Here is a 13439-nt window from a genome sequence, read left to right as displayed (position 1 = left end):
GGCAAGAGCCATACAGCTTTATTTAATGTTGCCCGCGTTAACTCGGTGCAGACGATGCATCTTCTTTCTCGGCATCATCCGGTCCGCCGTCCGGTAGGATTTGGCGTTCGACCAATTGCCACAGCTCGTCCTTGCCCACGCCTAACTCGGATGAAAAAAGCACAAGCGGTTCATGCTTCTCCATGCCTAATGTTTCACGGACGATTTTCACGTGCTTCTGCCACTGGCCCTTCGTGATTTTGTCAGCCTTCGTTGTGACAACACACGTCGGGATATCATGATGCTTCAACCAATCATACATCGCTTGGTCGTCTTTGGTCGGAGGATGCCGCAGGTCAATAATGAGAAGCACCAGCTTTAAGTATTCGCGAGTTGTCAGGTACTCTTCGATAAACTTGCCCCACACCTCTCGTTTTGCTTTTGATACCTGGGCGTATCCATAGCCCGGCAAATCAACGAAATATAAGTCCGAATTAATTTTATAATAATTTAGTTGTTGGGTTTTTCCCGGCTTAGAACTGGTTCTCGCCAGATTTTTCCGCTGTATCATGCGATTGATCAGCGAGGATTTCCCCACATTGGAACGCCCTGCCAGAGCAATTTCCGGCAAGGCGTCTTGAGGGTACTGACTCGGACCAACCGCGCTGATGATAAATTCAGCCTGATTGACCTTCATTGTAGCTTCAACTCTCTCTGTATGGGAGGTGTTATATCAATTTAAACTTCTACCGGCTCGACGAAGGCATGCTGCAGCACTTCATCCATATGCGTGACCGGTATAAAGGTGAGGTCTGTGCGCACCGTGTCCGGTATGTCCTCAAGGTCTTTGACGTTGTCATGCGGGATAATCACCTTGCGTATGCCTGCCCGATGTGCGGCCAAGCTTTTCTCTTTCAAGCCACCGATCGGAAGCACGCGGCCGCGCAGTGTAATCTCGCCAGTCATAGCAACCTCGCGGGACACCGGCATGTTCGTCAGTGCCGATATTAACGCGGTCGCCATCGTGATCCCTGCGGATGGTCCATCCTTCGGAATGGCACCTTCAGGTATATGAATGTGAACATCCACCTTCTCATGGAAATCGGCTGCAATGCCCAGCTGCTCCACTCGGGAACGCGTATAACTGAAGGCGGCTTGCGCCGATTCCTTCATCACGTCGCCCAGTTTGCCTGTCAGAGTGAGCTTTCCGTTGCCCGGCATTACCGTGACTTCTATCACTAGCGTATCTCCGCCCACTTCTGTCCACGCCAGCCCCGTCACGGCTCCGACCTGATCAAACTCTTCCGCCATGCCGTAACGGAACTTCGCTGGTCCGAGGAAATCCTTCACATTTTCTTCGCGGACATGCACGATGTTGGTTTCCCCCGATACAATCCGCTTCGCAGCCTTACGGCAGACGGCTGACACCTGTTGTTCCAAATTACGCACGCCTGCTTCCCGGGTATATTCCCGTACGATCCGCATCAGCGCAGCCTCTTCAATCACCAGCTGGCCGTCCTCGAGCCCATGCTCCTTTTGCTGCCTAGGCAGCAGGTAGTTTCGCGCGATGTGGAGTTTCTCGATCTCCGTGTAACCCGGTATATATAGTACTTCCATCCGGTCCAACAGCGGGCGGGGAATATTATGAATCGCGTTGGCCGTAGTAATGAACATCACATGGGACAGGTCAAAGGGTACCTCGATATAGTGATCGCTGAACGTGTTGTTTTGCTCAGGGTCGAGCACTTCCAGCAGCGCGGATGCCGGATCGCCCCGAAAGTCCATCGCCATCTTATCGATTTCATCGAGCAGCATTACCGGATTGGTCGTGCCGGCATTCTTCATCCCTTGGATAATTCGTCCCGGCATAGCTCCTACGTACGTGCGGCGGTGTCCCCGGATCTCAGCTTCGTCACGCACGCCGCCGAGGGAAATGCGAATGAATTGCCGTCCCAGAGAACGGGCGATAGAACGGGCGATAGATGTTTTACCGACGCCCGGAGGCCCTGCCAGACAGAGAATCGGTCCTTTCATCTTTTTGACCAGCTGCTGCACAGCCAGGTATTCCAGTACACGCTCTTTCGGCTTCTCCAAGCCGTAGTGGTCTTCTTCCAGAATAGCCTCGGCACGTGTGATATCCAAATCGTCATCGGTGTAATTGGACCAAGGCAGACCGAGCAGCCAATCTATATAATTGCGAATTACGCCGCCCTCGGCAGAGGTTGCCGGCATTTTCTCCAACCGGTCGATCTCTTTTTCAATCTTTTCCTTTACCTTGTCAGGCACGTCCGAATTAGCCAGCTGCGAACGCAGCTCTTCGACTTCTCCGGCCCGGCCTTCTTTGTCCCCCAGCTCTTTCTGAATCGCCTTCATTTGCTCGCGAAGGTAGTACTCCTTCTGGGTTTTTTCCATTTGCTTCTTCACACGCTGACTGATTTTACGTTCGAGCTCCAGCACTTCCCGCTCATTATTTAAAATGGAGAGCAGCTTTTCCAACCGCGCCTTTACGTCTACGGTTTCCAAAATCTCCTGTTTATCGTTTATCTTAAGGGATAAATGGCTGCAAATGACGTCGGCCAATCGACCTGGCTCGTCGATATCTGAAACTGCCGCTAACGTCTCCGGAGTGACCTTTTTGGACAAACTAATGTAATGCTCAAACTGGTTGAGCACGGTGCGCATTAACGCATCTATCTCAGGGTCTGTAGTCTCCTGCTCGGGCAGCTCTTTCGCCTGGACTTCATAATATTCTTCATTGTTCAAAAATTCTGTGATTTCCGCACGTACGACACCCTCTACGAGCACACGGATCGTTCCGTTTGGCAGCTTTAGCATTTGCCTCACCTTGGCAATGGTTCCTATGCGATATATATCTTCCGTGGTCGGCTCTTCAATATTCACTTCGGATTGCGAGCATAGCAGTATCATGCTGTCCTCTACCATGGACTTCTCCAGTGCTTTCACCGACTTCTCTCTGCCTACGTCCAAATGCAGCACCATACTCGGGTAAACGAGGAGTCCGCGCAGTGGAAGTAACGGCAACCGGCGCGTCTTCATTTTGATCGGTCCCATCCTGGAGCACCTCCTAGCTGGCTTAGCAAAGTGTTTCTTTGCACAGCGTCAGCTGATTTTCGCAAAACATTATTTAAATGATAATTTACATTTTAACAAAATTAATTTCAAAACACCAATCGGTGCCGCGCGTGCGCGCCCGGGAAAACAGCCATGCACGATCAGCACCTGTGTTTCTTAATTAGGCATCCAAGCTGTCGGCGTGGAGCACAGTGACCGTGGCTGTAGGCACCGACTCCGGCTGTGCGGCAGAGATTTCCGGCAGCTCCGACAGTTGAACGCCGAGAGCATGAAACAAAACCTCTTCGACCGATTCCACAGCGATCACTTCGACATCACTCAATCCGCTGAAGATCTCCTGCCAGTTTTCCTTAGGTATGATGATCTTGGTCGCTCCCGCCTGAACCGCCGCCTCAACTTTGGCAACGACGCCGCCGACCGGCTTGACTTTGCCGTGAATACCTATTTCCCCGGTCATCGCTATATGGTTGTCAACAGGGATTTGCTTGATCGCCGAAGCAATCGCGACAGCCATTGATACACCTGCTGACGGACCGTCAATTGGGGTACCGCCGGGAAAATTGATATGCAGGTCATAATTGTAAGGATTCATGCCCAACCGCCGAAGCACGGTCAGCACATTCTCGACAGAGCCCCGTGCCATGCTTTTGCGGCGAATGGTCCGGGCGCCCCCGCCCATCTCTTCCTCATCCACCACGCCGGTGATGTTGAACTTTCCCGTATTCGGCTGCAACACGGGAATTGCTGTCACTTCGATTTCAAGCAGTGTGCCCAGATTCGGACCGTACACAGCCAAGCCGTTAACAAAACCAATTTCCGGTTTCGTGCCAATTTTACGCTCAGGTCTCGGTGGAATTTGCGAGCTGTTCACAACCCACTCAACATCCGATACTGCCAGTTCTCTTCGGCCGTCGGTTAGCGCCATGCCCGCGGCGAGTTGGATGATGTTAACCGCCTCGCGTCCGTTTGTTGCATGTTTTTTGACGACCTCGAGAGCCGCAGGATTGTCGGGAAAATCTATCTTTTTCATCGCGTTCCGGGCAATTTGTTCGATCTCGTCCGGCAGAAGCGGCCGGAAAAAGATTTCCATGCAGCGCGACCGGATGGCCGGCGGCAATTCTGAGGGATTTCGCGTAGTGGCACCGACTAAGCGAAAGTCAGCCGGCAGGCCATTTTGGAAAATGTCGTGAATATAACTGGGGATATTCGTGTCCTCCGAGTTATAATATGCACTTTCCAGAAATACCTTACGATCTTCCAACACCTTCAATAATTTATTCATTTGGTGAGGATGCAATTCACCGATCTCATCTATGAACAAGATACCACCGTGTGCTTTTGTGACGGCCCCTGGTTTGGGCTGCGGAATTCCTGCAACGCCCATTGCCCCCGCTCCCTGATATATCGGATCGTGCACGGAACCAATTAACGGATCGGCGATGCCGCGCTCATCGAAGCGGGCTGTGGTGGCGTCTATTTCCGTGAATTTAGCGTCATGCTTGAACGGGGAATCGGCGTGCTTCTTCGCTTCTTCCAATACAACCCGCGCCGCCGCGGTTTTACCGACCCCAGGGGGGCCATATATGATGACATGCTGCGGGTTGGAGCCGCACAGCGCTGCTTTTAATGCACGTAAGCCTTCTTTTTGTCCAACGATGTCTGTTATGGCGCTAGGCCTTGTCTTCTCGGCAAGAGGCTTGTTCAAACTGATGGAGCGAAGCTTGCGCAGCTTCTCCATTTCCTTTTTCGACTCTTTATCCACGGCCGTCCGATTGGATTGCTGATTTCGCAGCAAGTTCCAAAAATACAAACCGATTACGATAGCGAAAAACAACTGAATCACCATCAAAATCACGCTTATATTGTTCATGATAAACCTCCTGAGCGTTTTGTTCCTGTAAGGATACTTGGTAGTATTCCCCTCGCGAGATAGGGTTAATCGCAGCTGAGAAAGTTTTCAACGAGGAATGAGATTATTGGGCGGGAGTACCCTATCGGTAAACACTTATCTGAGGAGGTGCAACATGCGGCGAGTTCTGATCGTGTATTCTGTTATAGTGCTCAGTGTCATATTCCCGCTCACAACCGCTGTTACGAACTATTCGGAACGCGCGGTTTCTGGAGGGACAGCAGCCGTCAGAAGTCCCTTTTTCAGCAATGTGGATGTGTTAATTGACGTAGGCCACGGCGGTGTCGATTGTGGTACGCGCTACGGTGAGCTGTATGAGAAAGACATTAACCTGAAAATGTCGAAGCTCACCTACACTCTAATGCGTGAGAAGGGACTCCGAGTGCTGTGCAACAGGATAAATGATTATGCGCTCAGTGGAGAGAACTCGTGGCTTCGCAGCCACTCCCGCCACAGAAAAGATTTGGCTCAGCGCAGTCATCTAGCGAATGATCTAGGTCCCAAAGCCGTCATTAGCATCCATGTGAACTGGGCCAAACATTCGCGCGCGCGCGGGCCTATCATTCTGCATCAAAAAAACCAGCAAAGCCGACGGTTGGCCGAATGTTTGCAAGCCTCGTTAAATAAGCTGTACGGTACGTCCAACAAGGCTAAGCTGGGCAAATCCTATCATATGCTGAGGCACGTTCGACCTCCCTCTGTGATCATTGAGATGGGTTTTATCACCAATCCTGCCGACCGCGAGCAAATGACACAGCCGGAAAAACAACGGGAGTTGGCTGAAGCTATCGTCGCGGGGGTGCAAGCCTACCTGGGGCAAGCCTGACCCCTCCCTACTTGGCCAATTCCGATACCGGGGTAAATCGCGCTGCTTGCTGCAAATCCGGAATCAACTGTCGGAGTACGGCGGCAGTGTTTTTCCCCGGAGGGCCGACGTGACCTATGACCACCGTCTCATCATGTTTGGAGAGATGTTTTTTTACCTTAGCCGCTTGCTTTGCGATATGCCTCCGAGAATAGATTGAGTCCATGAAAATGTGGTTTTCCGCGGTTCTTACACCTAGTTCTTTCGCTACGGACTCGACCACACTTTTCGCCGTTGTTCGACTGTCCAAATAAACAAGGTTCTTCTCTTTGCAGACCTGCAGAATCACGCGCATTACCCGTTCGTCCGCAGTCACTTTGGAGCCCATATGGTTGTTCATGCCTACCGCGTAAGGCACGTCCTCGACAGCCGCCATAACCCGACGGCGGATTTCCTCGTCCGACAGATCCGTGGTTATTGCTCCCGGCCCAAGCCAGCTTTTCTTACCCCTGACGGGTTCCATCGGCATATGCACTAGCACTTCATGGCCAAGCCGGTGGGCCCACTCCGCATCACGGCGCGTTGTTGGCAAAAACGGCATAACTGCGGCCGTGAAAGGGGCGGGGAGCTCCATCATCTCCTTGCTGCCAAGCATGTCATTGCCAAAATCATCGATGACGATCGTGACACTTTTGCGAGGCGCAACGTCCGGCTCCGCCGCGGCCGGTATAACCCACAGGCTCACTAGAGCTGCGCTTGCCACAGCCAATATTACCAGCCGTTGTCGTTTGAAGTGCCTCACTTCACCATTCCTCCTTTTTTGTTGTTATTTGTTTCCCGCGGCTATGATATACATGAGCAAATAAAAAAGAGCAGCGTTTCCCCGCAATCGAGAAACCTGCTCTTAGTTAACTGCTATTTATTTGGTTACGGCTGCTGCAGCATGCTGCTTTCTGCCGGGAATTTCTCCCGTACGCTCGTAGTGTTCTACTATAACATCAATTTCCTTCTTCAGCTCGGACAACAGTGCGGCCTCCGGCACTTTGCGGATCATCTCTCCGTACCTAAACAGCATACCTTCCCCGCGAGCGCCCGCTATGCCGATGTCGGCCTCCCTCGCTTCGCCAGGCCCATTCACGGCGCAGCCTAACACAGATACCTTAATCGGCACTTTGATCTTCGAGATATACTCTTCCACCTCGTTGGCGATGGAGAACAAATCGATGTCTAACCGGCCGCAAGTTGGGCATGACACCAATGTTGCAGCATTGCTGATGAGGCCGAATGTTTTCAGCAGCTCACGGGCAACTTTGATTTCTTCCACCGGATCGGCACTTAAGGAAATGCGCAGCGTGGAGCCAATGCCCATATTCAGCAGAGCACCGATGCCGGCTGCGCTTTTCACCGTGCCGGAAAACAAGGTGCCGGCTTCCGTGATACCAAGGTGTAACGGGTAGTGAAACGCCTCCGCTGCCTTAGTATAGGCAGCAATCGCCATCGGAACGTCGGACGCCTTCAGAGAAACGATGATGTCCGTAAAATCCAGCTCTTCCAAAATGTTGATGTGGTACAAGGCACTCTCGACCATCGCATCGGCCGTCGGGTAACCGTACTTTTCCAGCAAATGATTTTCTAGGGAACCAGCGTTCACGCCTATGCGAATGGGAATGCCGCGTTCCTTACACGCATTGACCACGGCCTCGACCTTTTCGCGGCGTCCGATGTTGCCCGGGTTGATGCGCACTTTGTCGATGCCGTTCTCTATGGCTTGTAGCGCCAACCGATGATCAAAATGAATGTCCGCAACGAGAGGGATTTTGATCTGCCGTTTAATGTCTTTTATAGCTTCCGCCGCTTCTTTGTTATTCACGGTTACGCGGACAAGTTGACAGCCCGCCTCTTCAAGACGGTGGATTTCCGCGACGGTTGCCTTCACGTCGGCAGTTTTGGTGGTGCACATGCTCTGCATGATCACTTCGTTGCTGCCGCCGATAGTTAAATCGCCGACTCTGACCGGTCTGGTTTCCGTTCTGTGAAACATAATTTCCTTCTCTCCCATGATACCAAACATCCTCCGCTCCGTCATAAAGCAAACGGTGCCTTTATAACGGATTGGAGGTTGCTATGGTTTGATGTGAGAGCGCTGAAGTCAGGTCATGCCCGACTTACTTAGGCACTCTCTTCTTTTTTCTTCACAGATTTCTCTTTGTTGGACGATGTGATTTCGGGCGATACTTTCGCTTGTACCGCATCCTGGGTCACCACACAGCTGGCGTTCTCCGTAGTGGAAGGAGCTTCATACATGACATCCAGCATGATGCTTTCGATGATGGCTCTGAGGCCGCGCGCACCGGTGTTACGCTTAATGGCTTCGCGAGCGATTTCCTCCAGCGCTTCCGTGTGGAAGTCGAGTGTCACGTTGTCCATCTCCAGCAGCTTTTGGTACTGCTTGACGAGAGCGTTTTTCGGCTCTGTCAGGATGCGCACCAATGCCGGCTCATCCAAAGGCTCCAAGGTTGAAATGACAGGTAGACGGCCTACAAACTCAGGAATCAGTCCGAATCTGAGCAGATCCTCAGGCAGCACCATCGACAGGTACTCGCCCGGCTTCAAATCGGCTTTGAAACCGTCGGTACCGAAACCGATGACTTTTTTACCGATTCTACGCTTGATGATTTGTTCCAAACCATCGAACGCACCGCCACAGATGAATAGGATGTTCGTTGTATCAATCTGGATAAATTCTTGATGCGGGTGCTTGCGTCCGCCTTGCGGAGGCACGGAGGCAACAGTTCCTTCCAGAATTTTCAGCAACGCCTGCTGCACGCCTTCACCCGACACATCGCGGGTAATCGAAGGATTCTCTGATTTGCGCGCCACTTTATCGATCTCGTCGATGTAAATGATGCCTCGTTCGGCTTTCTCCACATCATAATCAGCCGCCTGAATCAGCTTCAGCAAAATATTTTCAACGTCCTCGCCCACGTAGCCCGCTTCCGTTAAAGAAGTAGCATCCGCGATCGCGAAAGGAACATTTAAAATTTTAGCCAATGTTTGTGCCAGCAGCGTTTTACCGCTTCCGGTTGGACCTAGCAGGACAATGTTACTCTTCTGCAGCTCCACATCTTCGATTTTGCTCTGTTGGCTGTTAATACGTTTGTAATGGTTGTATACGGCAACCGACAAAGACTTCTTCGCTTGTTCCTGACCGATGACATACTGATCCAGGATCGTACGGATTTCTTTCGGCTTCGGCACGTCCTTGAGATCAAGCTCTTCTTCGTGGCCCAGCTCTTCCTCCACGATTTCCGTACAAAGCTCTATGCATTCATCACAAATGTACACTCCGGGTCCGGCAACCAGCTTACGCACTTGCTCTTGCGATTTGCCGCAGAAGGAACATTTGAGTTGACCTTTTTCATCGTTAAATTTAAACATGGGATCACTCCTTTATCCATTCAATTCATTACGAGTGATAACCGCATCAATAAGCCCGTATTCTTTGGCTTCTTCCGCACTCATAAAGTTGTCGCGGTCCGTGTCACGCTCGATTTTGTCAAGCGGCTGACCAGTACGGTCCACGTAGATTTGATTCAGCTTCTGTTTTGTCTTGGCAATCCAGTCAGCATGGATTTTGATATCCGACGCTTGCCCTCTGACACCGCCGAGCGGCTGATGGATCATTACCTCGCTGTTCGGCAGTGCATACCGTTTGCCCTTGGCTCCTGCAGTCAACAGCAAAGAACCCATGCTTGCCGCCATACCCACACAGATGGTGGATACGTCAGGCTTAATAAACTGCATTGTATCGTATATACCCAATCCGGCAGTCACTGAACCGCCTGGGGAATTGATGTATAGATGAATGTCCTTCTCTGGATCCTGCGCGGACAAAAACAGGAGCTGCGCAATAACGAGGTTGGCAACGTCATCGTCAATGCCAGTGCCGATGAAAATAATTCTGTCCTTCAACAGGCGGGAATAAATGTCGTATGAGCGCTCCCCGCGGCCTTCCTGCTCAACAACCATAGGTATCAGACCCATTGTTCCAACCCCTTTGCTATAAAATTGTACTACAAATTCCATTGTATCATTTTTCACGTCTAAAGTCATTTTCATCCGTGCATATCATCACCTCTTAAGGAGGTCATCGCCAGAAATCCGCGGCGAGCGGTGGAGCCACCACGCCCCTGTGCCGGCTGTCCCCGCAGAAAAAGTGCACTGTGGATGTAAGTTATGTACTTTGATCAAACATTATGTGTGGCATTGCTGTTTTTAACTATAGAGAAGGGCACGTATACGAACACGTGCCCTTGCACTATATTACTTGCTCTTCTCAAGCAAGAAGTCGACCGTTTTCTTAATCACAAGATCATGCTTCAAATCTTCCAAATTACCATTTGCGCTTAGAATTGCGCGAAGCTCTTCAGCAGGGCGCTGGAATTGCTTGGACATGTTCTCCAACTCGGCCGCCACTTCTTCTTCGGAAGCTTCGATCTCCTCAGCTTTTGCGATAGCTTCAAGAACAAGATTGTTGCGAACGCGTTTTTCGGCATCGCCGCGCATTTGTTCTTTGAGCGCATCATCGCTCTGACCGGTGAATTGGTAGTACATCTCAAGGTTCATGCCCTGAGCTCGCAAGCGATTCTCAAATTCGCTTACCATTTGAGTTGTTTCATTGTTGATCATCACGTCAGGGATTTCAACTGTGGCCGCCGCAGCCGCCTTTTCCACAACTTCTGTCTCTCTGTTGCGCTGAAGCTCGGCGTCTTTGCGCTGCTGCAGGTTTTTCTGCAAGTCGCTTTTAAACTCTTCCAACGTATCGAATTCACTCACGTCTTTCGCAAATTCATCGTCCAAAGCAGGCAGGTTCTTGCGCTTAATCTCGTGGAGTTTAACTTTGAACAGGGCTTCCTTGCCTTTCAATTCTTCGGAATGATAGTCTTCAGGGAAAGTAACATTAACATCCTTCTCTTCGCCCTTGTTCAATCCTACCAATTGCTCTTCGAAGCCGGGAATGAAGCTGCCGGAACCGAGCTCGATGGAATACTTTTCAGCTTTACCGCCCTCGAAAGCTTCGCCGTTCACGAATCCTTCGAAATCGATGGAAACGACATCGCCCTTCTCAGCTGCACCTTCCTCAACAGGAACCAGCTCTGCGTGGCGCTGTTGCAGTCTTTCGAGCTCCGCGTTGATTTCTTCTTCCGTCACCGCAGCGTCCTTGGCTTCCAGCTTGAGGCCTTTGTACTTGCCAAGCTCAACTTCAGGCTTAACCACAACCTTAGCCTTGAACTTAAGAGCCTCTCCCTTTGCGAACTGCTCAACGTCAACCTCAGGACGATCTACAGGGAAGATACCGGTTTCTTGCACAGCATCGCCATATGCCTCCGGTACCACAATGTCGAGTGCGTCTTGGTAAAGGCTTTCCACGCCGAATTTAGATTCAAAAATGGAACGCGGCACTTTCCCTTTGCGGAAGCCCGGTACGTTAACTTTTTGGACGACCTTTTTGAATGCTTTGTCCAACGCTTCGGCTACTTTCTCAGCTTCCACTTCAACTTCAAGAACGCCAACGTTCTTCTCTATTTTTTCCCAGCTTGCTTTCATTTTATGCTTTCCCCTCCAAAAATTATCCATCACTTTTTTCACGACCGACGATGTGCCAGGCACAGTTTGTCCCATATCGCCATTATAACCATTCTATTATAACATAACCTATTACGTTTTCAAGTAAAGCTGCGGGAATTATTCACCGTCTCGGGCTGGGTGAAAATGTCGCAGCGACGAAGGATTGCATCACCCGGTAGGCCTGTTCCCATTGAAACATCAAGTCATTCGTGATCCCGTACCGATCTAATATTTCGTCCTTGTTGCCATCCTCGAACACCTTCTCTAGGAGGACAAAATGAAAAGCCGCCGCCCATACGTCCACACACTCACGTTCCTGGCGCAAAATTTGACGATACTGCGCGGTTCCATACAAATAAGCCAAAAACTCGTTCCAAGTCTCTTGAGCGAAATATGCTAATGCCGGCTGGTCCATTTGGCTGATATCTTGCACTCGTTCGATGATTTCGCTGATCGGGGCAGGAAAATCTTCAAAGCTGGATGGCGTCTCCTCCACATCGACAACAATGGTTTCCCCATTCTTGGTCAGCTCCAGCTGCCCCGTCATTCCACGCAGCTTCAAGGTTTGCAGCACTTTATATTGAATCAGAGGATGCCGTTCATCGGCTGTCACCCATTCGGTGAGTCTCTGATTTATTCCCGGATGTTCTAAAAAGGCGAGCTGATCCAGCGCCAACAGCAGGTTGTCGACGCTCTGCGGATATTGCTGCAGCGAGTCCAACAGCCGCTCCGCATAGCCGCTGTTATCCCGTTCTTTGTCAGCCATGCGCTGACGCAGCAGCTCGGCCTCGCTCAGTTCCTCATCCTCGAGTTCAGCCATTGGCAGCGTTTCTTCAGGAAACATCGTCTTCAACCACTGAAGCAGCGCGCGCCATTCTTCATGAATGCGTTCATCCTGATTATGGCAGGTGAGCAGAAAATCAAGCATTCGTATCGCTTCCCTATAGCGTTCCGTTTCCAGCATCCGCGTCAATTCAAATTGATAGTACTCGACGGTCTTAGGAAAAAGAATGACATTCTCGTTGATCTTGTCGGACAAAAAGAGACCTCCTCCCCGTGACTTGTTCTTCGACAGCAGTGTACCCGATTCCAACTTCGAAAGCAAAAATGCGGACTGTCCCTGCCGTCATAAACATTCCGCGAATGCCAACGAACAGGCATAAAAAAAGAGCGGAGGGACAATCCCCCCGCTGCTGCCAAGAAAGCTGCCGTTTAGTTAGTGATTTTCATCGCAGCTTGCAGTAATTTAGCTTTAATATTAGGATCTTGATCGATGAATGCATACATTTTGTCGACGGCTTCTTTGTTCTGCAGATAATCTTTTTCGCTCTGAATGGCTTCATGCGACCACTGCAGCAGGGCTTTCTCCGCAGCACCCAAATCATTCAGCGCATTATGTAGGTCGGTGGCTTCAATAAGCTCTTCAATTTTTTCCTGGGTCACCGTTCCAAGCAGTTTAACGGTCGCCAACTTATTTTGAAAAGCCCCATTCGCTCTCTCGAAGCGCTCTTTCGCTTCTTTGTATTGAGCTTGTTGCTTGGCTAGTTTTTGTTTCTTCATACGTGTAACCACCTCTTCATCTAATTGGTTCGGCAGAGTTCACAGCGTCCCGGCATGCATCGTGGCAAATCACAGGGTGTGAGGCAGGAGTACCTGCAAAAACCGGAGCGCGAATCGCGGACAAATAGTCAACACATGTCGATTTCTGCACTATCGGCGCCACATAATAGAATAACACAGGACAGAAGAACTTTCACTGCTTAGAACCAAGCCGCCCCTGTAATACAACATGTCCAACAAAGGGTTTACATTTTTGACAGAACCTGACTCAGTCCGACATTCTTGTCTACCGAATCAATCAGCGGCTGCGCAGACGGACAGAGTGCTTCATAGCTCTATTTCTCTCGTCTATCATCCTTGCACTGATTATCGTAGGAGGCACGGCTTTGTTCTATTCAACCAGAGCCGGCGGCTTTTGCGAACCATATCGGATAGTGTAAACGGTAATTTAGATTTTGTCTATCA

Annotated in this window: 11 protein-coding genes; 1 reads left to right on the top strand and 10 read right to left on the bottom strand. The window is 50.6% G+C overall.

Annotation, left to right across the window (positions count from 1 at the left end; genetic code table 11):
* Positions 1 to 37: 37 nt before the first annotated feature.
* From yihA to lonB, 3 genes are all read right to left on the bottom strand, one after another.
* Complete coding sequence (gene yihA / locus CBW46_RS15715) at positions 38 to 676, bottom strand: ribosome biogenesis GTP-binding protein YihA/YsxC (RefSeq protein WP_089200949.1); 639 nt, start codon at positions 674 to 676, stop codon at positions 38 to 40.
* 41 nt (positions 677 to 717) lie between these two features.
* Entirely contained in the window at positions 718 to 3051 is a 2334-nt protein-coding gene (gene lon, locus CBW46_RS15710) for an endopeptidase La (RefSeq protein WP_089200948.1), read from the bottom strand.
* Between the two features lie 181 nt (positions 3052 to 3232).
* Positions 3233 to 4942, bottom strand: coding sequence for an ATP-dependent protease LonB (gene lonB, locus CBW46_RS15705; RefSeq protein WP_089200947.1), 1710 nt, complete (start codon positions 4940 to 4942; stop codon positions 3233 to 3235).
* A gap of 154 nt (positions 4943 to 5096) precedes the next feature.
* Here lonB and CBW46_RS15700 point away from each other — a divergent pair, with 154 nt between their 5' ends.
* Complete coding sequence (locus CBW46_RS15700) at positions 5097 to 5807, top strand: N-acetylmuramoyl-L-alanine amidase family protein (protein WP_165842344.1); 711 nt, start codon at positions 5097 to 5099, stop codon at positions 5805 to 5807.
* Between the two features lie 7 nt (positions 5808 to 5814).
* Here the strand turns inward: CBW46_RS15700 and CBW46_RS15695 are convergent, their stop codons facing one another.
* From CBW46_RS15695 to CBW46_RS15665, 7 genes are all read right to left on the bottom strand, one after another.
* Positions 5815 to 6588, bottom strand: a complete 774-nt coding sequence (locus tag CBW46_RS15695) for a divergent polysaccharide deacetylase family protein (RefSeq protein ID WP_243633341.1) — start codon at positions 6586 to 6588, stop codon at positions 5815 to 5817.
* A gap of 117 nt (positions 6589 to 6705) precedes the next feature.
* Positions 6706 to 7827 (bottom strand): flavodoxin-dependent (E)-4-hydroxy-3-methylbut-2-enyl-diphosphate synthase, encoded by a 1122-nt coding sequence (ispG, locus tag CBW46_RS15690; RefSeq protein WP_089200992.1) that lies wholly within the window; start codon positions 7825 to 7827, stop codon positions 6706 to 6708.
* A gap of 128 nt (positions 7828 to 7955) precedes the next feature.
* Entirely contained in the window at positions 7956 to 9224 is a 1269-nt protein-coding gene (gene clpX / locus CBW46_RS15685) for an ATP-dependent protease ATP-binding subunit ClpX (protein ID WP_089200945.1), read from the bottom strand.
* A 12-nt stretch (positions 9225 to 9236) separates the two neighbouring features.
* A complete protein-coding gene (gene clpP, locus CBW46_RS15680; RefSeq protein WP_089200991.1) occupies positions 9237 to 9830 on the bottom strand; it encodes an ATP-dependent Clp endopeptidase proteolytic subunit ClpP in 594 nt (197 codons plus the stop codon).
* Positions 9831 to 10109: 279 nt separating this feature from the next.
* Positions 10110 to 11393 carry a trigger factor gene (gene tig / locus CBW46_RS15675; protein WP_089200944.1) on the bottom strand — a complete coding sequence of 428 codons (1284 nt, stop codon included), beginning with the start codon at positions 11391 to 11393 and terminating at the stop codon, positions 10110 to 10112.
* Positions 11394 to 11535: 142 nt separating this feature from the next.
* Positions 11536 to 12453, bottom strand: a complete 918-nt coding sequence (locus CBW46_RS15670; protein WP_089200943.1) for a hypothetical protein — start codon at positions 12451 to 12453, stop codon at positions 11536 to 11538.
* Positions 12454 to 12626: 173 nt separating this feature from the next.
* Positions 12627 to 12974: a hypothetical protein gene (locus CBW46_RS15665; RefSeq protein ID WP_089200942.1), complete on the bottom strand. Its 348-nt coding sequence runs from the start codon at positions 12972 to 12974 to the stop codon at positions 12627 to 12629.
* Positions 12975 to 13439: the final 465 nt, after the last annotated feature.

Origin of the sequence: Paenibacillus xerothermodurans (genome assembly GCF_002220865.2) — a bacterium.
Lineage (GTDB): Bacteria > Bacillota > Bacilli > Paenibacillales > NBRC-103111 > Paenibacillus_S > Paenibacillus_S xerothermodurans.
This window is presented reverse-complemented; position numbering and strand designations above follow the sequence as displayed.

What these genes read in the sequence shown, in the direction of transcription:
- lonB (WP_089200947.1), bottom strand. Translation starts at nt 4,942, where the DNA reads ATGAACAATATAAGCGTGATTTTGATGGTGATTCAGTTGTTTTTCGCT.
- lon (WP_089200948.1), bottom strand. Translation starts at nt 3,051, where the DNA reads ATGGGACCGATCAAAATGAAGACGCGCCGGTTGCCGTTACTTCCACTG.
- tig (WP_089200944.1), bottom strand. Translation starts at nt 11,393, where the DNA reads ATGAAAGCAAGCTGGGAAAAAATAGAGAAGAACGTTGGCGTTCTTGAA.
- ispG (WP_089200992.1), bottom strand. Translation starts at nt 7,827, where the DNA reads ATGTTTCACAGAACGGAAACCAGACCGGTCAGAGTCGGCGATTTAACT.
- clpP (WP_089200991.1), bottom strand. Translation starts at nt 9,830, where the DNA reads ATGGGTCTGATACCTATGGTTGTTGAGCAGGAAGGCCGCGGGGAGCGC.
- CBW46_RS15665 (WP_089200942.1), bottom strand. Translation starts at nt 12,974, where the DNA reads ATGAAGAAACAAAAACTAGCCAAGCAACAAGCTCAATACAAAGAAGCG.
- CBW46_RS15700 (WP_165842344.1), top strand. Translation starts at nt 5,097, where the DNA reads ATGCGGCGAGTTCTGATCGTGTATTCTGTTATAGTGCTCAGTGTCATA.
- clpX (WP_089200945.1), bottom strand. Translation starts at nt 9,224, where the DNA reads ATGTTTAAATTTAACGATGAAAAAGGTCAACTCAAATGTTCCTTCTGC.
- yihA (WP_089200949.1), bottom strand. Translation starts at nt 676, where the DNA reads ATGAAGGTCAATCAGGCTGAATTTATCATCAGCGCGGTTGGTCCGAGT.